Annotated in this window: 22 protein-coding genes; 14 read left to right on the top strand and 8 right to left on the bottom strand. The window is 57.1% G+C overall.

The features are described from left to right. Window positions 1–37 precede the first annotated feature (37 nt). Window positions 38–2,647 (top strand): DUF2339 domain-containing protein, encoded by a 2,610-nt coding sequence (locus tag H2Z33_RS02845; protein ID WP_063134736.1) that lies wholly within the window; start codon window positions 38–40, stop codon window positions 2,645–2,647. After that, window positions 2,644–4,023: a DUF3999 domain-containing protein gene (locus H2Z33_RS02840; RefSeq protein WP_063134737.1), complete on the top strand. Its 1,380-nt coding sequence runs from the start codon at window positions 2,644–2,646 to the stop codon at window positions 4,021–4,023. The genes H2Z33_RS02845 and H2Z33_RS02840 overlap by 4 nt, the downstream gene beginning before the upstream one ends. A 49-nt stretch (window positions 4,024–4,072) precedes the next feature. Here the strand turns inward: H2Z33_RS02840 and H2Z33_RS02835 are convergent, their stop codons facing one another. Together H2Z33_RS02835 and acpH are read right to left on the bottom strand one after the other, a co-directional pair. After that, window positions 4,073–4,675: a peroxiredoxin C gene (locus tag H2Z33_RS02835; RefSeq protein ID WP_003859113.1), complete on the bottom strand. Its 603-nt coding sequence runs from the start codon at window positions 4,673–4,675 to the stop codon at window positions 4,073–4,075. 127 nt (window positions 4,676–4,802) lie between these two features. Then, window positions 4,803–5,384: an ACP phosphodiesterase gene (gene acpH, locus H2Z33_RS02830; RefSeq protein ID WP_047740513.1), complete on the bottom strand. Its 582-nt coding sequence runs from the start codon at window positions 5,382–5,384 to the stop codon at window positions 4,803–4,805. 92 nt (window positions 5,385–5,476) lie between these two features. On the opposite strand from acpH, the gene queA reads away from it, so the two are divergent. The 7 genes from queA to H2Z33_RS02795 all read left to right on the top strand — a co-directional run bounded on the left by queA (window position 5,477) and on the right by H2Z33_RS02795 (window position 12,135). Continuing rightward, window positions 5,477–6,547, top strand: a complete 1,071-nt coding sequence (gene queA / locus H2Z33_RS02825) for a tRNA preQ1(34) S-adenosylmethionine ribosyltransferase-isomerase QueA (RefSeq protein WP_017694427.1) — start codon at window positions 5,477–5,479, stop codon at window positions 6,545–6,547. 53 nt (window positions 6,548–6,600) lie between these two features. Beyond that, window positions 6,601–7,728: a tRNA guanosine(34) transglycosylase Tgt gene (tgt, locus tag H2Z33_RS02820; protein ID WP_047740515.1), complete on the top strand. Its 1,128-nt coding sequence runs from the start codon at window positions 6,601–6,603 to the stop codon at window positions 7,726–7,728. A 22-nt stretch (window positions 7,729–7,750) separates the two neighbouring features. Continuing rightward, on the top strand, window positions 7,751–8,083 hold the full coding sequence (gene yajC / locus H2Z33_RS02815) for a preprotein translocase subunit YajC (RefSeq protein ID WP_003859109.1): 333 nt from the start codon (window positions 7,751–7,753) through the stop codon (window positions 8,081–8,083). Window positions 8,084–8,110: 27 nt separating this feature from the next. Next, complete coding sequence (secD, locus tag H2Z33_RS02810; protein WP_017383164.1) at window positions 8,111–9,958, top strand: protein translocase subunit SecD; 1,848 nt, start codon at window positions 8,111–8,113, stop codon at window positions 9,956–9,958. Window positions 9,959–9,968: 10 nt separating this feature from the next. Next, window positions 9,969–10,940, top strand: coding sequence for a protein translocase subunit SecF (secF, locus tag H2Z33_RS02805; RefSeq protein WP_003859105.1), 972 nt, complete (start codon window positions 9,969–9,971; stop codon window positions 10,938–10,940). Window positions 10,941–11,078: 138 nt separating this feature from the next. Next, entirely contained in the window at window positions 11,079–11,444 is a 366-nt protein-coding gene (locus tag H2Z33_RS02800; RefSeq protein ID WP_045338283.1) for a VOC family protein, read from the top strand. Between the two features lie 10 nt (window positions 11,445–11,454). Then, entirely contained in the window at window positions 11,455–12,135 is a 681-nt protein-coding gene (locus H2Z33_RS02795; protein ID WP_047740518.1) for a helix-turn-helix transcriptional regulator, read from the top strand. An 88-nt stretch (window positions 12,136–12,223) separates the two neighbouring features. Here the strand turns inward: H2Z33_RS02795 and H2Z33_RS02790 are convergent, their stop codons facing one another. Further along, window positions 12,224–13,108, bottom strand: a complete 885-nt coding sequence (locus tag H2Z33_RS02790) for a nucleoside-specific channel-forming protein Tsx (protein WP_026080602.1) — start codon at window positions 13,106–13,108, stop codon at window positions 12,224–12,226. Between the two features lie 268 nt (window positions 13,109–13,376). After that, on the bottom strand, window positions 13,377–13,916 hold the full coding sequence (locus H2Z33_RS02785; protein ID WP_032649957.1) for a DUF3251 domain-containing protein: 540 nt from the start codon (window positions 13,914–13,916) through the stop codon (window positions 13,377–13,379). A gap of 152 nt (window positions 13,917–14,068) precedes the next feature. On the opposite strand from H2Z33_RS02785, the gene nrdR reads away from it, so the two are divergent. The 5 genes from nrdR to thiL all read left to right on the top strand — a co-directional run bounded on the left by nrdR (window position 14,069) and on the right by thiL (window position 17,675). Then, on the top strand, window positions 14,069–14,518 hold the full coding sequence (nrdR, locus tag H2Z33_RS02780) for a transcriptional regulator NrdR (protein WP_003859099.1): 450 nt from the start codon (window positions 14,069–14,071) through the stop codon (window positions 14,516–14,518). A gap of 4 nt (window positions 14,519–14,522) precedes the next feature. Next, on the top strand, window positions 14,523–15,626 hold the full coding sequence (gene ribD / locus H2Z33_RS02775) for a bifunctional diaminohydroxyphosphoribosylaminopyrimidine deaminase/5-amino-6-(5-phosphoribosylamino)uracil reductase RibD (protein ID WP_045347518.1): 1,104 nt from the start codon (window positions 14,523–14,525) through the stop codon (window positions 15,624–15,626). Between the two features lie 87 nt (window positions 15,627–15,713). Next, the gene (gene ribE, locus H2Z33_RS02770) at window positions 15,714–16,184 is read left to right on the top strand and encodes a 6,7-dimethyl-8-ribityllumazine synthase (protein WP_003859098.1); all 471 of its coding nucleotides are present in this window, start codon (window positions 15,714–15,716) and stop codon (window positions 16,182–16,184) included. Between the two features lie 21 nt (window positions 16,185–16,205). Continuing rightward, complete coding sequence (gene nusB / locus H2Z33_RS02765; RefSeq protein WP_006809908.1) at window positions 16,206–16,625, top strand: transcription antitermination factor NusB; 420 nt, start codon at window positions 16,206–16,208, stop codon at window positions 16,623–16,625. A 78-nt stretch (window positions 16,626–16,703) separates the two neighbouring features. Further along, on the top strand, window positions 16,704–17,675 hold the full coding sequence (gene thiL, locus H2Z33_RS02760; RefSeq protein ID WP_023296013.1) for a thiamine-phosphate kinase: 972 nt from the start codon (window positions 16,704–16,706) through the stop codon (window positions 17,673–17,675). 90 nt (window positions 17,676–17,765) lie between these two features. Here the strand turns inward: thiL and H2Z33_RS02755 are convergent, their stop codons facing one another. The 4 genes from H2Z33_RS02755 to xseB form a co-directional block, all read right to left on the bottom strand. Continuing rightward, on the bottom strand, window positions 17,766–18,740 hold the full coding sequence (locus H2Z33_RS02755; RefSeq protein WP_017383171.1) for an aldo/keto reductase: 975 nt from the start codon (window positions 18,738–18,740) through the stop codon (window positions 17,766–17,768). Between the two features lie 62 nt (window positions 18,741–18,802). After that, window positions 18,803–20,665 (bottom strand): 1-deoxy-D-xylulose-5-phosphate synthase, encoded by a 1,863-nt coding sequence (dxs, locus tag H2Z33_RS02750; RefSeq protein ID WP_015571294.1) that lies wholly within the window; start codon window positions 20,663–20,665, stop codon window positions 18,803–18,805. Between the two features lie 24 nt (window positions 20,666–20,689). Beyond that, on the bottom strand, window positions 20,690–21,589 hold the full coding sequence (gene ispA / locus H2Z33_RS02745) for a (2E,6E)-farnesyl diphosphate synthase (RefSeq protein WP_017383172.1): 900 nt from the start codon (window positions 21,587–21,589) through the stop codon (window positions 20,690–20,692). Next, on the bottom strand, window positions 21,590–21,832 hold the full coding sequence (gene xseB, locus H2Z33_RS02740; RefSeq protein WP_003859094.1) for an exodeoxyribonuclease VII small subunit: 243 nt from the start codon (window positions 21,830–21,832) through the stop codon (window positions 21,590–21,592). Window positions 21,833–21,939: the final 107 nt, after the last annotated feature.

Raw genomic sequence — 21,939 nt, 5'->3', positions numbered from 1 at the left:
TCAATCTTAGCGGATCGTTTACGGTGAAGGTGGAAACATGGACGAGCTTTACATCCTTGGCTGTTTGTTCCTGGTTTTTGCGCTGGTCGTGGCACCCGTGCTCGCGGTGATAGGTTTTAACCGAAGCACGGCGGCGCGGCAGGAGATCGCCCGGCTTCGCCAGCGCATTGAGGCGCTTGAGCAGCGCGGTGTCACTGAGAAAGCGCCGGAGCCGGTGCAGACCGCCGCGCCGGTGGAGACGCCAGCGTCGGTGGCAGAAGCCGTTACCGCACCTGTCGATCCCTGGCGTCCCGAACCGCCCGTCACTGAAGCAGAACCAGCGCTTGTACCGGCGGCAAAACGGCCTTCCGCCTTTGGCGGCATCCTGTCCTCGCTGACGCGCTGGTTTATGCAGGGCAATCCGCTGGCAAAACTGGGGATTGTACTGCTCTTCCTCGGCCTCTCTTTCCTGCTGCGCTATACCGTTGAACATTCACTGTTTCCGCTTGAGCTGCGTCTTGCCGCCACGGCGCTGTTTGCCATGGTTCTGCTGGCCGTTGGATGGCGGCTGCGGCACAGGCAGCGGATCTACGCGCTGATCCTCCAGGGCGGGGCGACCGGCGTGCTTTATCTAACCGTCTTTGGCGCATTCCGGCTGTGGCAAATGCTGCCGATGACGCTGGCGTTTGCGCTGCTGGTGGTGATTTGCGCGGCGAGCGTCGGGCTGGCCGTGCTGCAAAAGGCGCTGAGCCTTGCCATGCTGGCGAGCCTCGGCGGATACCTTGCGCCGCTGCTGTTGTCTACCGGAGGCGGCAGCGTTGTGGCGCTGTTCTCCTTCTATCTCCTGCTTTCCATCGGCATTCTCGCCATCAGCATCTGGCAGCACTGGCGCGAGCTCAACCTGCTCGGGCTGCTCTTCACGTTTGGCGTTGGCGGGGTATGGGGGCTGAGCGACTACCAGCCTGAAGACTATGCTATCTGTCAGCTGTTCCTGATTGCCAATACGCTTATTTTTGGCGTGTTTAGCGTGGCGCTGTCGCTGCGGGCGCAGGAAAAAGGCAAACAGATTATTGACGGCGCACTGCTGTTTGCTCCGCCGCTGATTGGTTTTGGGATGCAGTATGGCATGACGTCTCACTGGACGTACGGCCCGGCGCTCAGCGCGCTGGGCTATGGTGCGTTTTATCTCTCACTGGCGTTTCTCGCACTGCGACGCTATCCGTCTGTCGGGCGGCCACTGGTTATGGCGGCGCTGGCGATCGGCGGCGGGTTTGCCACGCTTGCCATACCGCTGGCGCTTTCAGCGCGCTGGACGGCGATGGCCTGGGCGCTGGAAGGGCTGGGTATTCTCTGGCTGGGCGTGCAACAGCAGCAGCGGCGCATGAGCTATAGCGGGACGGCGCTGCTGGTGCTGGCGCTCGGCAGCGCGATATGGGCGCAAATGGACGGCGTCACCTCGTTGAGCCTGCTGCTTATTTTCGCAGTGCTCAGTCTTTGCTGGCTGGCTGCGGCCTGGCTGTGGCAGAAAATCGCACAGCCGGGCAGTTGGGCATTGCTGGCCGGTGGGCTGCTGTTCTGGTTAGTGGCGCTGCTGGGCGCGTCGCAGCTGTTCCTGAAGCAGGAGTTATCGGTTCTGGAAGGCGTAATGGCGCTGACGGCGGCGTCGGCCTGGGGATGGCGGCAGGCTGCCGCTCGTCTGGCGTGGCGGGAGCTGGATGCCAGCAAATGGCTGCTGTGGCCGGTGATGCTGCTGATGGTGCTGTATCAGATCTGGCAACAGCAAATCCTGGCGGCCGGCTGGGCAAATCTGGCCTGGGCTATTGCGCTGCCTGCCGCCCTGATGCTGCTGCGGCGCGACGAAGATAAACTTCTGCCGCGCATCTCAATGGGACTGCATCTGTCGCTGGTGTGGACGATTTTACTCGCCATAGCCGCCGAGCTTTACTGGTTTGCCCGCTCCCTGCCGTGGGGCATGGCGGCCTGGGGAAGCGGCATTGCGATGGCTGTTGGCGGTGGGGTGATTATGGCGCTCTCCGCGGCTGTACGGCGTCGCGGGTGGCCGTTCCGGGTATGGCCTGCGCTCTACGCCTGCCTTGCCGCGATCCCTGTGGTTGTGGCGCTGGTGGTATTGCTGGTCGTGACCAATTTGCAGGACGGTGTGGTCTATCAACAGACATGGCTGCCGCTGGTGAACCCGCTTGAGGAAGGGGCGGCGTTGGCGCTGCTGGGGCTGGTGGTGTTTTATCGGGAAGTGGATCGCTACTATCCGGCATCGTTTGCGCAGTCCCGTCCGTGGCCCGCCATTGTGCTGATGGCCCTGGGTTTCTGGTGGCTTAACGGCGCATTGCTGCGCGCGCTGGCGTGGTACGGCGAGGTGGCCTGGAATTGGGAGTCGTTGTGGCATTCGCGGCTTATCCAGACCACTTTTGCACTGTTCTGGATGTTCTGCGCGCTGGTGGTCATGATCCGCGCCACCCGTCACGCCTCCCGTCAGCAGTGGCTTGGCGGTGCGGCGCTACTGGGGGTGGTCATGCTCAAACTGATGCTGGTGGACAGCGCGGGCGGTGGCGGCCTGGCGCGCGCCGTCGCGTTTATTGGCGTGGCGATCCTGGTCCTGATTGTGGGCTATTTCTCGCCGCTACCGCCTAAAGCAGGAGAAGAAAAATGAAATGGATGAACGCGGTTGTTTGTGCGGCACTGCTGGCCGTGGCCGGTCCGGCATTCAGCGAGGGCGCGCCAGCGGAATCCCCGCGGGATTATGCCTATGGCCTGTCCCTTGATACCTCTGCCTCTTCGCCGTGGTATCGGGTCATGCTGCCGCTGGCGGTTTATCAGCAGAGCACATCGCCCGATCTGCGCGACGTGCGCTTGTTTAATCAGTCGGGCGAGCCGGTACCGTTCAGCCTGGTTACCACGACGCGTCCGCAGCCGGCACCGACCACCACGGCGCTGCGCCTCTTTGCGCTTAACGCCTCGCCGGGCGGAGAAGAGGACAGCGGCGATAAAATTATGCTACGGGCCAGAAACGGCGTGGAAATTGTGCTGGAAGGGCAACACGCGGCGGCTGCCGGACAGCACTATCTGCTGACCCTGCCGGAAAACGCGACGGAGGTTCCGCTCTCTCAGCTCCAGCTTTTCTGGGACACGCCGCAGGGCTCGTGGCAGGGGACGGCATCGGTCTATTACAGCGAGGATCTGAAAAACTGGTATACCCTGCGCGAAGAGATGCCCCTGCTGGACGTGATGAGTGGACAGGATCGCCTGAAGCTCGACCGCATCGATACCGATCTGGTGTTATCGACTGAGGCGAATCGTTATCTGCTGCTGGTGCTGAACACGGGGCGTTCTGCCCTGACGTTAACCGGCGTCAACGCGATTAACGCGACTGCACAGCCGGAATCTGAGCACATTAGCCTGGCGGGAGAGGGGGAGCGGTTATCCGAAAGCGAAGCCGTGTGGCGCTGGAAACATCCGCAGCCTCTGAGTGCGATCGGCTTCATGCTGAATGGCGACGGTGTTCTCCCGGCAGAAATAGCCTGGCGGGAGGCGGATAAGGATCGGTGGCATACGCTGAAAAAAGAGGTGATCTACCAGCTCGGCGGCAAAACGTCTGAACCTGTTCCGCTCCCTGGCGGGCTGGTCGAGGCGGTAAAAATCAAGACCCTCAATGCGCGTTTGCCTGAGAACCTGCCTGGCGTGACCGGGCAACGCGTGCGCTACGATCTGGTGTTTAACGCGCAGGGGAAGGGGCCGTACCTGCTCGCGTGGGGGAACGGGGCTGCGAAACCGGCGAGCGTGGAGACGGATATGCTGATCCCGACCGAACTGCGTAAAACCTACGATCTGGCAGCCCTGCCGATGGCGGATACGCTGGAACCTGTCCCGCTGGGTGGCGAGGCGCGTTTAACCGCGACGTCTGCGGCTGAGCAGGAAAGCAGAATGAAAACGCTGATGGTCTGGGGCGTACTGATTGCGGGGGTGATGGTGCTTGCGGGTATGGCATGGCGCATCTGGCGCGAGGTAAAAAAAGACGGCGCAGCATAAGCCATAAAAAAACCCGCGTATTCGCGGGTTTTTTGGTAAACCGTGCCGATTACAGGCTGGATACGTTCTCAGACAGGTATTTAGCTACGCCGTCTGGGGAAGCCGCCATACCTTCTTTACCTTTTTCCCACTGAGCCGGGCACACTTCACCGTGCTCTTCGTGGAACTGGAGCGCGTCAACCATGCGCAGCATTTCGTCGATGTTACGACCCAGCGGCAGATCGTTCACAACCTGGTGACGAACGATGCCGTTCGCGTCGATCAGGAAAGAACCACGCAGTGCAACGCCAGCGTCCGGATGTTCGATACCGTAAGCCTGCTGGATTTCGCGTTTGATGTCCGCAACCATCGCGTATTTCACTGCACCGATGCCGCCGTTTTCGACAGGGGTGTTACGCCATGCGTTGTGTACAAATTCAGAGTCGAAGGAGACGCCAACCACTTCCACGCCACGCTTCTGGAATTCTTCGTAACGTTTGTCGAACGCGATCAGCTCAGACGGGCAAACGAAAGTGAAGTCCATTGGCCAGAAGAACAGAACGGTCGCTTTACCGTTGGTGTGCTGTTTGAAGTTGAAGTTTTCAACGATTTCACCATTGCCCAGAACGGCGGCAGCTGTAAAATCCGGAGCCGGACGAGTTACCAGAACCATATGATTCTCCTGTAGATACTAAGGTTATTTGGAACGCAACGCAGGCCAGTATAGAGGCAGTACGGGAATAAGACAAAGAGGTGGTAACAATCGTTCCACCAGCTTTTACCTATCAATCGAACCGACTTCACAGTTCTTTATTTTTCGCCTGCTTCATCATACGTGGATAGAACTGCCAGAAGCGGATTTCCAGCGCATCATAATGTTCATCCAGGTCATGCCATGAGTCGCGCAGCGCGTCCAGACGCGGTCGACGGCTCGCCATGCCGTTCAGGACCTTCTGAATGAAATCCATCTCGCGGTATCGCTCCAGCCAGCGTTCAGACCAGAGATAGTTATTCAGATTCACAAAGCGCGGCGGGGAGTCCGGCAAAATGATCGACACCTGCGCGTGGGCGTAGCGCACAAACTCAGGCAGCGACATATCAGGCGACAGCCGGGACCAGTGGCGCGACAGGAAATGATCCCACATGACGTCGAGCGTGATCGGCGCCACGCGTCGGGTTTCGGGGCGGAACCAGGCTTTGGCTTCCGTCACTTCCGGCAGGTTATCGGTCAGCACGTCGATGCGGCGGTGCATAAAAATCCCGTCGACAACCTCAGGGGAGTACGCTTCCGCGGGGTTGCCGCGTACAAAATCGGCCAGCAAATTGCCGGAGAGGGAGCTGTCCGCGAGATGAGCGAGATGCAGGTGAGCGAGAAAATTCATGCGTTTTCGTTGTCCGGTGGCGGCTAGTTGTTGCAGCAAAAGGGTGTGAGCACTAGACTATGCCGCCTGTTTTTAAGTCACGAGTATACGTCATGCGCGTCGCCGATTTCTCCTTTGAACTACCTGAATCCCTGATTGCTCACTACCCCATGCCTGAGCGTAGCAGCTGTCGCTTGCTGTCACTGGACGGGCCAACGGGCGCGCTGACGCACGGTACTTTCACCGATCTGCTCGACAAGCTCAACCCTGGCGATCTGCTGGTCTTTAACAATACCCGCGTGATCCCGGCGCGTCTGTTTGGCCGTAAAGCCAGCGGCGGTAAGATTGAGGTGCTGGTCGAACGTATGCTCGATGATAAACGTATTCTGGCACATATTCGCGCCTCTAAAGCGCCGAAGCCGGGCGCTGAACTGCTGCTGGGGGATGACGAGAGCATCAAAGCGACCATGACCGCGCGTCACGACGCGCTATTTGAAGTGGAATTCAACGACGAGCGCACGGTGCTCGATATCCTCAACGCCATCGGCCACATGCCGCTGCCGCCGTATATTGAGCGCCCGGACGAAGAGGCCGACCGCGAGCTGTATCAGACTGTCTACAGCCAGAAGCCTGGCGCGGTGGCGGCGCCAACGGCGGGCCTGCACTTTGATGAGCCACTGCTGGAGAAACTGCGCGCGAAGGGCGTAGAGATGGCGTTCGTGACGCTGCACGTTGGTGCAGGCACCTTCCAGCCGGTGCGCGTGGACAGCATCGAAGACCACATCATGCACTCTGAGTATGCCGAAGTGCCACAGGAGGTTGTGGATGCGGTGCTGGCGGCGAAAGCGCGCGGTAATCGCGTCGTGGCCGTCGGTACAACGTCGGTACGTTCCCTTGAGAGCGCTGCGCAGGCCGCGAAAAGCGAGCTGATTGAGCCGTTCTTTGGCGATACGCAGATCTTTATCTACCCGGGCTATCAGTACAAAGTCATTGATGCGCTGGTGACCAACTTCCATCTGCCTGAATCGACGCTGATTATGCTGGTTTCCGCGTTTGCGGGGTATCAGCATACGATGAACGCCTACAAGTCTGCGGTAGAACAAAAATATCGCTTTTTTAGCTACGGTGACGCGATGTTTATCACGTACAATCCGCAGGCTTTGAATGAGCGTGTCGGGGAATAAGTCCGCGGCACCGTATTACAACGTTGGACTGTTTTTCTGACGTCGGAGAAAAAATGAAATTTGAACTCGATACCACCGATGGTCGCGCGCGTCGCGGTCGTCTGGTGTTTGATCGCGGCGTGGTAGAAACCCCCGCGTTTATGCCTGTGGGCACGTACGGCACCGTAAAAGGAATGACGCCGGAAGAAGTTGAAGCCACTGGCGCACAGATTATCCTCGGCAACACCTTCCACCTGTGGCTGCGTCCGGGCCAGGAGATCATGAAGCTCCACGGCGACCTGCACGATTTCATGCAGTGGCAAGGCCCGATCCTCACCGATTCCGGCGGTTTCCAGGTCTTCAGCCTGGGTGATATCCGTAAGATCACCGAGCAGGGCGTACACTTCCGTAACCCGATCAACGGCGATCCAATCTTCCTCGATCCGGAAAAATCCATGGAGATTCAGTACGATCTCGGCTCCGATATCGTAATGATCTTCGACGAATGTACGCCATACCCGGCGGACTGGGACTACGCCAAACGCTCCATGGAGATGTCCCTGCGTTGGGCGAAGCGTAGCCGCGACCGTTTTGACTCCCTGCAAAACAAAAATGCGCTGTTCGGCATTATCCAGGGCAGCGTTTACGAAGATTTACGCGATATCTCGGTTAAAGGTCTGGTAGAGATAGGCTTTGATGGCTACGCTGTCGGCGGTTTGGCTGTGGGTGAGCCGAAGGAAGACATGCACCGCATTCTGGAGCATGTCTGCCCGCAAATCCCGGCGGATAAACCACGATACCTGATGGGTGTGGGTAAACCAGAAGATCTGGTGGAAGGCGTACGTCGCGGCATTGATATGTTCGACTGCGTTATGCCAACCCGAAACGCGCGTAACGGTCATTTGTTCGTTACCGATGGCGTGGTGAAAATCCGTAACGCGAAGCATAAGAGTGACACCAGCCCGCTCGATTCCGAGTGCGATTGCTATACCTGTCGCAATTATTCTCGCGCGTATCTGCATCATCTCGATCGTTGCAACGAGATTTTGGGGGCGCGTCTCAATACCATTCATAATCTTCGTTATTATCAGCGCTTAATGGCTGGTTTACGTAAGGCTATCGAAGAGGGTAAATTAGAGAGCTTCGTGACCGATTTCTACCAACGTCAGGGGCGGGATGTTCCACCGTTGAACGTTGATTAATTTTAATAATGAGGGAATTTGAATGAGCTTTTTTATTTCTGATGCGGTAGCAGCAACGGGTGCACCAGCGCAGGGCAGCCCGATGTCTCTGATTCTGATGCTGGTTGTGTTCGGTCTGATCTTCTACTTCATGATCCTGCGTCCACAGCAGAAGCGTACTAAAGAGCACAAAAACCTGATGAACTCCATCGCGAAGGGCGATGAAGTCCTGACCAATGGTGGCCTGGTGGGTCGCGTAACCAAAGTAGCGGAAAACGGCTACATTGCTATCGCCCTCAACGACACCACTGAAGTGGTTATCAAACGTGACTTCGTAGCTGCCGTTCTGCCGAAAGGCACCATGAAGGCGCTGTAATCCCAACTTTTCCCAAAGGGAACTGCCGTGTTAAACCGTTATCCTTTGTGGAAGTACATCATGCTGGTCGTCGTGATTATCGTCGGCCTGCTGTACGCGCTTCCCAACCTGTATGGTGAGGATCCGGCCGTTCAAATCACTGGCGCGCGCGGTGTCGCCGCCAGTGAGCAAACGCTGATCCAGGTCCAGAAAACGTTACAAGAAGAAAAAATTACCGCTAAGTCTGTGGCACTGGAAGAGGGCGCAATTCTTGCTCGCTTCGACACCACCGACACGCAGCTCCGCGCACGTGAAGCGCTGATGGGCGTGCTGGGTGATAAATATGTCGTGGCGCTTAACCTTGCTCCTGCAACCCCACGCTGGCTGGCTGCGCTGAACGCAGAGCCAATGAAACTGGGTCTTGACCTGCGTGGCGGCGTTCACTTCCTGATGGAAGTGGATATGGATACCGCGCTCGGCAAGCTACAGGAACAGAATATCGACAGCCTGCGCAGCGATCTGCGCGATAAGGGCATTCCGTACACCACCGTACGTAAAGAAGATAACTACGGCCTGAGCATCACGTTCCGCGACAGCGCGGCACGCGATCAGGCTGTGACGTATCTGTCTCAGCGTCACCGCGATCTGGTGATCACCTCTCAGGGCAGCAACCAGCTGCGTGCGGTAATGACCGACGCGCGTCTGAGTGAAGCACGTGAATACGCCGTTCAGCAGAACATTAACATTCTGCGTAACCGTGTAAACCAGCTGGGCGTGGCTGAGCCACTGGTACAGCGTCAGGGTGCTGACCGTATCGTGGTCGAACTGCCGGGTATCCAGGATACCGCCCGTGCGAAAGAGATTCTGGGCGCGACGGCGACCCTGGAGTTCCGTCTGGTTAACTCCAATGTCGACCAGGCTGCTGCGGCTTCAGGCCGTGTGCCGGGCGATTCTGAAGTGAAACAGACCCGCGAAGGCCAGCCTGTTGTGCTGTACAAACGCGTGATCCTGACCGGTGACCATATCACCGACTCCACTTCAAGCCAGGATGAGTACAACCAGCCGCAGGTTAACATCTCGCTGGATAGCGCAGGCGGCAACATCATGTCTAACTTCACCAAGGACAACATCGGCAAGCCGATGGCGACCCTGTTCGTGGAGTACAAAGACAGCGGTAAGAAAGACGCCAATGGCCGTGCCGTGCTGGTGAAAGAGGAAGAGGTGATTAACATCGCCAACATCCAGTCTCGTCTGGGTAACAGCTTCCGTATTACCGGTATCAGCAACCCGAACGAAGCGCGTCAGCTCTCTCTGCTGCTGCGTGCCGGTGCGCTGATTGCGCCAATTCAGATTGTTGAAGAACGTACCATCGGTCCAACCCTGGGTATGCAGAACATCAAACAGGGTCTGGAAGCGTGTCTGGCCGGTCTGGCGGTGTCCATCATCTTCATGATCTTCTTCTATAAGAAGTTCGGCCTGATTGCGACCTCCGCGCTGATTGCCAACCTGGTGCTGATCATCGGTATCATGTCCCTGCTGCCGGGGGCGACGCTGACCATGCCGGGGATTGCGGGTATCGTTCTAACCCTTGCGGTGGCGGTCGACGCCAACGTACTGATAAACGAACGTATCAAAGAAGAGCTGAGCAACGGTCGTTCTGTACAGCAGGCGATCGAAGAAGGCTACAAAGGGGCGTTCAGCTCCATCTTCGATGCGAACGTAACAACACTGATTAAGGTTCTTATCCTGTATGCAGTGGGTACTGGCGCGATCAAAGGCTTTGCGATTACTACCGGTATCGGTGTCGCAACGTCGATGTTTACCGCTATTGTCGGCACCCGTGCCATCGTGAACCTGCTGTACGGCGGCAAGCGCGTCAAAAAGCTGTCTATCTGAGGAGTGCGTTGTGGCACAGGAATATACTGTTGAACAATTGAACCACGGCCGTAAAGTCTGGGACTTTATGCGCTGGGACTACTGGGCCTTCGGCATTTCAGGTTTTCTGCTGATCTTGTCCATCGTCATTATGGGCGTGAAAGGCTTTAACTGGGGTCTGGATTTCACCGGTGGTACGGTGATCGAAATTACCCTGGAAAAACCGGTCGATATGGACCAGATGCGTGAGTCTCTGCAAAAAGCGGGCTTTGAAGAGCCGCTGCTACAGAACTTCGGCAGCAGCCGCGACATCATGGTGCGTATGCCGCCGGTACACGATGCCAACGGCAGCCAGGAGCTGGGCAGCAAGGTCGTCCAGGTTATTAACGAAACGACCAGCCAGGATGCAACGGTTAAGCGTATTGAGTTTGTCGGCCCGAGCGTTGGTGCTGACCTGGCGCAGACCGGTGCGATGGCGCTGCTGGTGGCGCTGATCTCGATCCTGATTTACGTCGGTTTCCGCTTTGAGTGGCGACTGGCGGCAGGCGTGGTTATCGCCCTGGCGCACGACGTGGTGATCACCATGGGCATACTGTCTCTGTTCCACATTGAGATTGACCTGACGATTGTGGCATCCCTGATGTCCGTTATCGGTTACTCACTGAACGACAGTATCGTGGTATCTGACCGTATTCGTGAAAACTTCCGTAAGATCCGTCGCGGCACGCCGTACGAAATCTTTAACGTGTCGTTGACCCAGACGTTGCACCGTACCTTGATCACCTCCGGCACCACCCTGATGGTGATCCTGATGCTGTTCCTGTTCGGTGGCCCGGTGCTGGAAGGCTTCTCGCTGACCATGCTGATCGGTGTGTCTATCGGTACGGCCTCGTCTATCTACGTCGCGTCCGCACTGGCGCTGAAGCTGGGCATGAAGCGCGAGCATCTGATCCAGCAGAAAGTCGAGAAAGAAGGGGCGGATCAGCCGTCCATTCTGCCGTAAGAGTCTTATGTAGTATCGAAATCCCGGCCTGTTGGCCGGGATTTTTTTTGTCTGCATCTCACAAACACTCCTGACAGTATGCTGTCAGGAGCCCTGTCGTAGACTCCTTCTGAACCCTAACAACAGGCAGGAGGACGTATGAAAAGTGTTATTAACTGGTTTGAAATTCCGGTCGCCGATATGGATCGCGCCATCAAATTTTATGAGTCGGTGATGCAGGTCGCGCTGCGGCGCGAGAAGATGGACGTGGCTGATCTGGCGATTTTCCCGCACCAGGATCCGGCCACCGGCGGCGCGCTGGCGAAATTTGACGGCGTTACACCGTCTTCGCAGGGCGCTATTATTTACCTGCATACTGACAATCTGGCGGCCACGCTCGATCGTATTGCTTCTGCGGGCGGTGAGTGCGTGTTTGGCCCGCTGGAACTGCCGCAAGGCATTGGCACTATAGCCCTGTTTACCGACAGCGAAGGTAATCGCGTCGGCCTCCATCAACCGGTATGAGAGTAAACCGATGACCCGACGCGCTGACCGTTTGTTCCAGATTGTGCAGATCCTTCGGGGCAGGCGTCTGACAACGGCAGCGCATCTGGCGGAAAGGCTTGGCGTGTCCGAGCGCACGGTGTACCGCGATATCCGCGACCTGTCGCTTTCCGGCTTGCCGGTGGAAGGCGAGGCGGGAAGCGGATATCGGCTGATGTCGGGTTTTGATTTACCCCCGCTGATGCTGACCAACAAAGAGTCCGAGGCGCTGATGGTGGCGATTCGCCTGCTCAAAACCTGGGGCGGGGAATCGCTGTCGCGCGAGCTGGAGTCGGCCCAGGAAAAAGTGCTGGCGATCCTGCCAGAAGAGAGCCGCCGCAAAGCTGAGCAGACGCGGATTTACGCGCCGGATATTGCCCTTCAGCCCCATTCCCGTAGTGGTTTCGACGTGATCCATCAGGCGATTTCCGCCCAGCGCGTGCTGGCGCTGCATTATCGTGATGAGGCCGGGCAGTTAACCTGGCGTGAGGTGCAGCCGCTTGGGCTGTTCTTCTGGGGGGAGCACTGGCTGTTGGCTGCGTGGTGCGAGCGACGCGATGACTACCGCTGTTTCCGGCTCGACCGATGCCTCAATATTGTGCAGACGGAGAGGCGGTTTAGCGAGAGTGCGGACAGGTCATTGGCAGATTTTTTGCGCAAGGTGAGGCAGTAAAAAGCCGGGGGGCGGCTACGCCTTACCCGGCCTACATTCGGATCGTAGGCCCGGTAAGCGTAGCGCCACCGGGCGGAATCCGCACTGATTAGAAGTTGTAACCCACGACCAGGTAACCACCCCAACCGGTAGAGCGAACGCTGAAGTCGCCGTTGCCAAAGTTCAGGCTGGCGTCGTCGTTCCACTGGCCACCGTTGTGCCAGTAACGCGCAACAACAGAGTAGTGCCAGTGATCGTAGTTCAGCGCCAGAATGTGGCTGGACGCGATGGAGTCGTTAGTGCGCGCTTTTCTGCCGTTCAGGTCGCGGAAATCGTTATCGCCCAGGTCTGAACCCCAGTCAAAGTTGGTGAAGCCGATATAGCTCAGGTTGCCGCCCCACAGTTGGGTAATTGGCACGAAGTATTTCACTTTGAAACGGTAGCCGTCCCACTCGTTCTCGTTCGCGGCGCCGTAGTTCTGCCACTGGTATTTTGCGTAGACGTTCATGGACAGGCTCATCGGCAGGCCAGTCTCAATGTCTGTACCCAGACCCATGTACCAGGTGCTCTGGCGACCGGACTTGTTGCGACCCATGTCGTAGATGTAGTTGTTTGCGAAATACCACTCTTTGAACGGACCAAACGCCAGACTGGTACCGGTCAGTTTATCAATGGAGAAGCGGGGTTCGATCTCCATGAACAGTGGGGAACCGTGGTTCCAGATACCTTTCGCGTCGGTATTACCGCCGAAGAATACCGGTGCGTCCATGTAGCCATAGAAATCAAACCAGTCTTTTTTAGCGAATGCTTCGTACTCGAGGTAGGTATCGTTACGGATCTGCGGTCCGAAACGGGTATGGTAGCTGCCTACAACGTTAACGCTCTGATGCCACCAGTCGGAAAGGTATTGTGGTTTGTCGTTTTCCGCTGCGTTAACAGTGAAAGAGGTGGAGAGTGCCAGAACTGCACCGGCTGCGAGTAATGTTTTTTTCATAATCATGCCACTGATTGAAATTCCCTTCCGGGAGTGAAAAATGCGCGAATTGCGTTTCTAAATATTTCGTATTTCTGCGGAGCCTATTATAGGAATCCTTGCTCACAAAAATATGTGTTGTTTCACATATCTCTCACATACGTAATCGATTGCGTTCACGTTTGCGTACTTTAGACGGGCGGGATTGTAGCGGCAATCATTTATGTTGCCAATCCATACGAAATGTAAATGTTAGCGGAGTGACATTTCACTCCGCTAGAAGGGCGGGTTATTGCGCGGCGGGTTGAATGTCGTGAATACGGATAAAGCCCAGCTGTTCTGGGGTCAGTCCGCTCAGCTGGAGCGGGATATCAACATCGCTCGGCGCCAGCGTGCTGGCGGGGGCGGTGAAGAGCTGATTCTTCACGTTCACTTCCTGATAGCTCTCCGTGGTGCCCTGAATCTGGCCCCACTCTACGGTGCCGCTGAACGCGGGAAGCGGATCGTTGGACTCACCCTGAATGCGTAATGTTGCGCGAGTACCATCGGCATTCGCTGCAACATTCACCACAGACATCTTTAGCGTGCCAATCTGGCTGTTCAGACGCGCGGGCGTGTTTGCACCTGGCAATAAATAAACGCCATTGCTGGATTTGGCATTCAGCGCGTTCTGCTGGGTGATCTTCACGGTTTCTTTGTTAAGTTTGTCCATCGCCACGTTAAGCGTATTCACGCTTTGTTTCATCTCGCGGACTTCGCTTTGCTGTGCGCAGGCGCTGAGCGTGAACAGGCTCCCCACCAGCACTATTTTCAGGTAACGTCTTGTCATTGCGTTTAATTCCTTGAAATCACAGATTGCTGCAATGGTAGACAGGATAGTGCCGTCAGGCATAGATCCTTTGTCTCAAAAAGCTCTTCCTTTGTTGTCGGGCCAGTTCAGGGTAAAATAGAAATCAGTTAACCAGATAACAGGGACATCGTATGCATTGCCCATTTTGCTCCGCTGTGGATACCAAAGTCATCGACTCGCGTCTTGTAGGCGAAGGGTCTTCCGTGCGTCGTCGTCGGCAGTGTCTGGTGTGCAACGAGCGTTTTACCACCTTTGAGGTGGCAGAGCTGGTAATGCCGCGCGTGGTAAAAAGTAACGATGTGCGCGAACCGTTCAATGAAGAGAAACTGCGTAGCGGGATGCTCAAGGCGCTGGAAAAACGGCCCGTCAGCTCCGATGATGTCGAAATGGCGTTAAACCATATTAAATCTTATCTGCGGGGGTTAGGCGAGCGCGAAGTGCCGAGCAAAATGATCGGCAATCTGGTGATGGAACAGCTGAAGAAGCTCGATAAAGTCGCCTATATCCGCTTTGCCTCCGTTTACCGCAGCTTCGAAGACATCAAAGAGTTTGGCGAAGAGATCGCCCGCTTACAGGATTAAGCCCATGCACGATGAGATGTACATGGCGCGCGCCATGAAGCTGGCGCAGCGCGGTCGGTTTACCACTCACCCTAACCCCAATGTCGGGTGCGTCATTGTTAAAGATGGCGAGATCGTGGGGGAAGGTTTTCACTACCGCGCAGGCGAGCCGCATGCTGAAGTGCATGCCCTGCGCATGGCAGGTGAGAAAGCGCGTGGCGCGACGGCCTATGTGACGCTGGAGCCATGCAGTCATCACGGACGTACGCCGCCGTGCTGTGAGGCGCTGATTGCGGCGGGCGTCTCGCGCGTTGTCGCCGCCATGCAGGATCCTAATCCGCAGGTGGCGGGCCGCGGGCTGTATCGTCTGCAACAGGAAGGCATCGACGTCAGCCACGGCCTGATGATGCAGGATGCCGAAAACATCAACAAAGGCTTCCTGAAGCGTATGCGCACCGGCTTCCCGTTTATCCAGCTTAAGCTTGGCGCGTCACTGGATGGCCGCACGGCGATGGCGAACGGCGAGAGCCAGTGGATCACCTCGCCGCAGGCAAGGCGCGATGTGCAACGTCTGCGCGCGCAAAGCCATGCTATTCTCACCAGCAGTGAAACGGTACTGGCTGACGATCCGGCCATGACCGTGCGCTGGGAAGAGCTGAATGCGGATACGCAGGCGCTCTATCCGCAGGAGAACCTGCGTCAGCCGCTGCGCATTATTGTTGATAGCCAGAACCGCGTGACGCCGGAGCACCGCATCGTGCAGCAGCCGGGTGAAACCTGGATTGCCCGCACCAAAGAAGATACGCGCGAGTGGCCGGAAGGCGTGCGCAGCATTATGGTGCCGGAACATAACGGGCATCTCGATCTCGTGGTGCTGATGATGTTGCTCGGCAAACAGCAGGTCAACAGCATCTGGGTTGAAGCCGGTCCGACGCTCGCCGGCGCACTGCTTCAGGCGGGGCTGCTGGATGAGCTTCTCGTCTACGTTGCGCCTAAACTGTTAGGTAATGACGCGCGCGGCCTGTTTGTGCTGCCCGGCCTTGAAAAACTGGCCGATGCGCCGCAACTCTCATTCAGCGAGATTCGTCCGGTAGGCCCGGATGTCTGCCTCCATTTAACGACAGCGTAATTGCTCCTGAAATAGGGAAGCAGTGCGCAAAGTATTATGATAAAATCCGCCCCCCTGCGGGGCCAAATGAACCCGTAAAGGAAGAGTATGAACATTATTGAAGCTGCTGTAGCTACCCCGGACGCTCGCGTCGCCATCACCATTGCGCGTTTCAACAACTTCATCAACGATAGCCTGCTGGAAGGTGCGGTTGACGCCCTGAAACGTATCGGCCAGGTTAAAGATGACAACATTACCGTCGTTTGGGTACCAGGTGCTTACGAACTGCCACTGGCAGCGGGCGCGCTGGCGAAAACCGGTAAATACGACGCGGTGATTGCGCTGGGTACCGTTATTCGTGGCGGCACTGCGCACTTCGAATACGTTGCGGGCGGTGCAAGCAATGGTCTGGCGCACGTTGCACAGGATGCTGAAATCCCTGTCGCGTTCGGCGTGCTGACCACCGAAAGTATTGAACAAGCCATCGAACGTGCTGGCACTAAAGCCGGTAACAAAGGTGCAGAAGCTGCACTGACCGCGCTTGAAATGATCAATGTATTGAAAGCCATCAAGGCCTGATTTTTTTGTAAGGGGAATTCCGTGAAACCTGCTGCTCGTCGCCGCGCCCGTGAATGTGCCGTCCAGGCACTTTACTCCTGGCAGTTGTCCCAGAACGACATCGCTGATGTTGAATACCAGTTCCTGTCAGAACAGGACGTGAAAGACGTTGACGTTCTGTACTTCCGTGAACTGCTGTCGGGAGTGGCGACTAATAGCGCGTATCTCGATGGTCTGATGAAGCCATACCTGTCCCGTCTGCTCGAAGAGCTGGGCCAGGTCGAAAAAGCAGTGTTGCGTATCGCGCTGTTTGAGCTGTCTAAACGTGATGATGTGCCGTACAAAGTGGCCATCAACGAAGCGATCGAACTGGCGAAAACCTTCGGCGCTGAAGACAGCCACAAGTTTGTTAACGGCGTGCTGGATAAAGCCGCACCTGCGATCCGTCCCCACAAAAAGTGATCCGCAAACCGGAGTCTTGCATTGCCTTTTTGGCAGTGCGGCTCCGGTTTTTTTATTTAATTTGCTGAGGCATAACGTATGGCATGCGGCGAATTCTCCCTGATTGCCCGTTATTTCGACCGTGTCAGAACCTCTCGTCTTGATGTTGAAACCGGCATTGGCGATGACTGCGCACTTCTCAATATTCCCGAAAAACAGACGCTGGCAATCAGCACCGACACCTTAGTGTGTGGGCGTCATTTCCTGCCGGATATCGATCCTGCCGATCTGGCGTATAAAGCGCTGGCGGTGAACGTCAGCGATCTGGCGGCAATGGGCGCCGACCCGGCCTGGCTGACGCTGGCTCTGACCCTGCCGGAGGTGGATGAAGCCTGGCTTGAAGCCTTCAGCGATGCCCTGTTTGAACAGCTGAATTATTACGATATGCAGCTGATTGGCGGTGATACCACCGCCGGTCCGCTGTCCATGACCCTGGCAATCCACGGCTATGTGCCTGCCGGGCGCGCGCTGAAGCGCTCGGGTGCAAAACCAGGCGACTGGATCTACGTGACCGGTACGCCGGGCGACAGCGCGGCAGGGCTGGCGATCCTTCAGAACCGTTTAACGGTTGAAGATGCTGACGATGCGGCGTATCTGGTGAAGCGCCATCTGCGGCCAACGCCGCGTATTCTGCACGGTCAGGCGCTGCGCGAGCGGGCCAGTTCGGCTATCGATTTGTCTGACGGGCTGATCTCCGATCTCGGCCATATCCTGAAGGCCAGCGGCGTGGGCGCACGCGTTGACCTGGATCTGTTCCCGCTGTCGGAGCAACTGCTTCGCCATGTCGAACCTGAACAGGCGCTGCGCTGGGCGTTATCCGGTGGAGAAGATTATGAGCTGTGCTTCACCGTGCCTGAGCTGAATCGCGGGACGCTGGATGTGGCGCTAGCGCATCTGGGGGCGAAATTTACCTGCATCGGGCAGGTAATGCCGGAAAGTGAAGGGTTGCTGTTTGTCCGCGACGGCGCCCCGGTTACGCTTGACTGGAAAGGGTACGATCACTTTGGGTGAGTGTTTTGCCGGGTGGCGGCTTCGCCTTACCCGGCCTACGATCGCACTTTATTTGTAGGCCGGGTAAGCGCAGCGCCACCCGGCAAGTGTTTATTTAAACCCTACCACCGGATGCTGCTGATACGGCGTCTCCAGCTCGGCAATCTGCTCCGGCGTCAACGATAAGTCCACCGCACTCAACAACTCATCCAGCTGTTCTTCCCGCGACGTGCCCACAATCGGCGCGGCGACACCGCGCTTGCTCAGCAGCCACGCCAGCGCCACCTGCGCGCGCGTTGCACCGATATCGTCGGCGATCCCGGCTAAGCGTTCGGCAATTAACGCATCGCTGGCTTCTGTATCGTCATACAGGTTTTTACCCACTTCATCCGATACCAGCCGGGCGGTAGTTTCCCCCCACGGACGGGTTAACCTTCCGCGCGCCAGAGGGCTCCACGGGATCACCGCCACGCCTTCCTGGTAGCAGAGCGGCAGCATCTCGCGCTCTTCTTCCCGGTAAATCAGGTTGTAGTGATCCTGCATAGTGACAAAGCGCGCCCAGCCGTGCTGCGCCTGGAGATCGAGCGCCTGGGCAAACTGTGAGGCATGCATGGACGATGCGCCGATGTAGCGCGCTTTACCGGCTTTCACAACGTCGTTTAACGCTTCAAGCGTCTCTTCGATCGGGGTGTTGTAATCCCAGCGGTGGATTTGCAGCAGGTCGACGTAATCCATGTTCAGGCGTCTGAGGCTGTCATCAATGGAACGCAGGATCTGCGCGCGAGAAAGGCCTTCCGCCAGATCGCCTGACGGGTAGTACACCTTAGTGGCGACCACAACGTCATCACGACGGGCAAAATCTCGCAGGGCGCGGCCCACAATCTCTTCGCTGCTGCCGTCTGAGTAGCTGTTGGCGGTATCGAAGAAGTTGATGCCGCCGTCAATGGCGCGCTTGATGATAGGGCGGCTGCTCTCTTCCGGCAGCGTCCAGGCATGATTTCCCCGGTCAGGCTCGCCAAACGTCATGCATCCCAGGCAAAGCCGGGACACCTTAAGGTCCGTTTTTCCTAATGTCGTGTATTGCATGGTTCCGCTCCTGCTGTTTAAACAATACGTTTAAGCATAGCAGGAGCAGAAAAGGGGAGGGATCAGGCCAGCCAGGTGCGGATTTTAGCTTCGATACCGGCGGCGTCCAGACCAATGTCGGCGCGCGCCTCATCCTGGGTGCCTTGCGGGATGAAGTGGTCAGGGAGGCCGAGATTAAGCACCGGAACGGCTTTACGGTTCGCCATAAGCACTTCGTTCACGCCGCTACCCGCTCCACCCATGATGGCGTTCTCTTCCAGCGTGACCAGAACGTCATGGCTTTCCGCCATGCTCAGAATCAGAGATTCATCGAGCGGCTTCACGAAGCGCATATCGACCAGCGTCGCATTCAGGTTTTCAGCGACTTTTGCCGCTTCCGGCATCAACGTACCAAAGTTCAGGATCGCCACTTTTTCACCACGGCGTTTCACCAGACCTTTACCGATATCCAGTTTTTCCAGCGGCTGTAATTCAACGCCAAGGGCATTACCGCGCGGATAACGTACCGCGCAGGGGCCGTCCTGATAGTGGTAACCGGTATACAGCATCTGACGACACTCGTTTTCGTCGCTTGGCGTCATGATCACCATATCAGGGATGCAGCGCAGGAAGGAGAGATCAAACGCGCCCTGGTGCGTCTGGCCATCAGCCCCCACAATGCCCGCGCGATCGATAGCAAACAGCACCGGCAGCTTCTGGATGGCAACGTCATGGATAACCTGATCGTAGGCGCGTTGCAGGAAGGTAGAGTAGATCGCTACCACCGGTTTGTAGCCGCCAATCGCCAGGCCCGCAGCAAAGGTTACCGCGTGCTGCTCGGCGATAGCCACGTCGAAATACTGGTCCGGGTATTTTTTGGAAAACTCCACCATGCCGGAGCCTTCACGCATGGCAGGCGTCACCGCCATCAGCATGTTGTCTTTCGCCGCCGTTTCGCACAGCCAGTCGCCAAAGATTTTTGAGTAGCTCGGCATCCCGCCGCTGCTTTTCGGCAGGCAGCCGCTGGTATGGTCGAACTTAGGCACCGCGTGGAAGGTGATCGGATCTTTTTCCGCCGGTTCGTAACCACGCCCTTTTTTGGTCATGATATGCAGGAACTGCGGGCCTTTCAGGTCGCGCATGTTTTTAAGCGTCGTCACCAGGCCCAGCACATCGTGGCCGTCCACCGGGCCAATATAGTTAAAGCCCAGCTCTTCGAACAGCGTACCCGGCACGACCATGCCTTTGATGTGTTCTTCGGTACGCTTAAGCAGCTCTTTAATCGGCGGTACGCCGGAGAAGACTTTTTTACCACCTTCACGCAGTGAGGAGTAAAGCTTGCCGGACAGCAGCTGCGCCAGATGGTTATTCAGCGCGCCGACGTTCTCGGAGATCGACATTTCGTTATCGTTGAGGATCACCAGCATGTCCGGTTTGATATCGCCCGCGTGGTTCATGGCCTCAAAGGCCATCCCGGCGGTGATCGCCCCGTCGCCAATCACGCAGACGGTGCGGCGTTGTTTATTCTCTTTTTCGGCGGCAACGGCAATACCAATGCCCGCAGAAATGGAGGTGGAAGAGTGGCCGACGCTTAACACATCATATTCACTCTCGCCGCGCCACGGGAACGGGTGCAGGCCCCCTTTCTGGCGAATGGTGCCAATTTTATCGCGACGTCCGGTCAGAATTTTGTGCGGATAGGCCTGGTGGCCTACATCCCAGATCAGCTGATCGAACGGCGTGTTATAGACGTAATGCAACGCCACGGTCAGCTCAACCGTGCCAAGTCCGGAGGCGAAGTGGCCGCTGGAGCGGCTAACGCTGTCGAGCAGGTAGCGACGCAGCTCGTCACACAGCTTCGGCAGACTCTCTTTCGGCAACAGACGTAACTCCTGAGTGGAGTCAACTAACGCCAGTGTCGGGTATTTGGCAATATCAAAACTCATCAAAGGCTCATCGAGATTTATAGTTTATTTATCACGCTGGATTATGTAGTCCGCTAGCGCTTCCAGTGCCGAGGTATCCAGCGATTGCGCGGCCAGCTCATTCAGCGACCGGCGGGCATCGTCTATCAGATCCCGGGCTTTACGTTGGGCATGCTCAAGGCCCAACAGGGCGGGGTAGGTACTTTTGCCAAGCTGCTGATCCGCACCCTGACGTTTTCCCAATGTTGCAGTATCGCCCACCACATCCAGAATGTCATCCTGAACCTGGAATGCCAGACCGATACTTTCTGCGTATCTGTCCAGAACCGGCAGGGCTTTACGCCCGCGTTCACCCGCGCTCAGCGCGCCCAGGCGAACGGCTGCACGAATCAGTGCGCCCGTTTTGTGACGGTGGATGCGCTCCAGCTGTTCCAGAGTAACCTGACGCCCTTCAGCCTCTAAATCCAGCGCCTGGCCGCCGCACATCCCGGCGACGCCGCTGGCCATTGCCAGTTCGGACACCATTGCCAGACGATCGCGATCGCTCACCTCAACCATCGGCGCATCGCTCAGAATGGAGAAGGCCAGGGTTTGCAGCGCATCCCCCGCCAGAATGGCATTCGCTTCGCCAAATTTGATATGGCAGGTTGGCTGACCGCGACGCAGATCGTCATCGTCCATGGCCGGCAAATCATCGTGGATCAGCGAATAGGCGTGGATACACTCCACGGCGGCTGCCGGGGCGTCCAGCGTGTTATCGCTGATACCGAACATATTGCCCGTGGCATACACCAGGAACGGACGCAGGCGTTTACCCCCCAAGAGTGCGCCATAGTGCATGGCTTCAACCAGTGGAGTGTTCTGAAAAGGCTGCGGCTCAATGAATCGGCGCAGCGCATCGTTGGCGCGGATGACGCGCGCCTGAAGCGCGTTGGAAAAATCCATTTACTCGGCGTCCGGTGTGAATGGCGTGGTTTTAGCGTCTTCGCTGTCGGAAAGCAGGATCTGCACACGCTGCTCGGCCTGCTGGAGTTTTACCTGCCCCTGGCGCGCGAGCTGCACGCCGCGTTCAAATTCGTTGAGCGCGTCTTCCAGCGGGAGATCGCCACTCTCAAGACGGGTAACGATCTGCTCCAGTTCACTCAGCGCAGTTTCGAAACTGGCCGGTGCGTCGTTTTTCTTCGGCATAGTGAATTGACTCTTAAATTTTTCGCCCTGACATGGTAACGGACTCGGGGCAATTATCAAATAACGCGAGTGGCGCGATGGTGGTATACTTGCGCGCCTGGATGCAG

The organism is Enterobacter sp. YSU (genome assembly GCF_016082135.1).
Taxonomy (GTDB): domain Bacteria; phylum Pseudomonadota; class Gammaproteobacteria; order Enterobacterales; family Enterobacteriaceae; genus Enterobacter; species Enterobacter hormaechei_C.
This window is presented reverse-complemented; position numbering and strand designations above follow the sequence as displayed.

Excerpts from the sequence above, each read along its gene's own strand:
- dxs (WP_015571294.1), bottom strand. The coding sequence starts at position 20,665 with ATGAGTTTTGATATTGCCAAATACCCGACACTGGCGTTAGTTGACTCC.
- H2Z33_RS02755 (WP_017383171.1), bottom strand. The coding sequence starts at position 18,740 with ATGCAATACACGACATTAGGAAAAACGGACCTTAAGGTGTCCCGGCTT.
- ispA (WP_017383172.1), bottom strand. The coding sequence starts at position 21,589 with ATGGATTTTTCCAACGCGCTTCAGGCGCGCGTCATCCGCGCCAACGAT.
- ribD (WP_045347518.1), top strand. The coding sequence starts at position 14,523 with ATGCACGATGAGATGTACATGGCGCGCGCCATGAAGCTGGCGCAGCGC.
- H2Z33_RS02835 (WP_003859113.1), bottom strand. The coding sequence starts at position 4,675 with ATGGTTCTGGTAACTCGTCCGGCTCCGGATTTTACAGCTGCCGCCGTT.
- queA (WP_017694427.1), top strand. The coding sequence starts at position 5,477 with ATGCGCGTCGCCGATTTCTCCTTTGAACTACCTGAATCCCTGATTGCT.
- H2Z33_RS02800 (WP_045338283.1), top strand. The coding sequence starts at position 11,079 with ATGAAAAGTGTTATTAACTGGTTTGAAATTCCGGTCGCCGATATGGAT.
- yajC (WP_003859109.1), top strand. The coding sequence starts at position 7,751 with ATGAGCTTTTTTATTTCTGATGCGGTAGCAGCAACGGGTGCACCAGCG.
- H2Z33_RS02795 (WP_047740518.1), top strand. The coding sequence starts at position 11,455 with ATGACCCGACGCGCTGACCGTTTGTTCCAGATTGTGCAGATCCTTCGG.
- H2Z33_RS02785 (WP_032649957.1), bottom strand. The coding sequence starts at position 13,916 with ATGACAAGACGTTACCTGAAAATAGTGCTGGTGGGGAGCCTGTTCACG.
- H2Z33_RS02840 (WP_063134737.1), top strand. The coding sequence starts at position 2,644 with ATGAAATGGATGAACGCGGTTGTTTGTGCGGCACTGCTGGCCGTGGCC.
- tgt (WP_047740515.1), top strand. The coding sequence starts at position 6,601 with ATGAAATTTGAACTCGATACCACCGATGGTCGCGCGCGTCGCGGTCGT.
- H2Z33_RS02845 (WP_063134736.1), top strand. The coding sequence starts at position 38 with ATGGACGAGCTTTACATCCTTGGCTGTTTGTTCCTGGTTTTTGCGCTG.
- H2Z33_RS02790 (WP_026080602.1), bottom strand. The coding sequence starts at position 13,108 with ATGAAAAAAACATTACTCGCAGCCGGTGCAGTTCTGGCACTCTCCACC.
- ribE (WP_003859098.1), top strand. The coding sequence starts at position 15,714 with ATGAACATTATTGAAGCTGCTGTAGCTACCCCGGACGCTCGCGTCGCC.
- xseB (WP_003859094.1), bottom strand. The coding sequence starts at position 21,832 with ATGCCGAAGAAAAACGACGCACCGGCCAGTTTCGAAACTGCGCTGAGT.
- acpH (WP_047740513.1), bottom strand. The coding sequence starts at position 5,384 with ATGAATTTTCTCGCTCACCTGCATCTCGCTCATCTCGCGGACAGCTCC.
- thiL (WP_023296013.1), top strand. The coding sequence starts at position 16,704 with ATGGCATGCGGCGAATTCTCCCTGATTGCCCGTTATTTCGACCGTGTC.
- nrdR (WP_003859099.1), top strand. The coding sequence starts at position 14,069 with ATGCATTGCCCATTTTGCTCCGCTGTGGATACCAAAGTCATCGACTCG.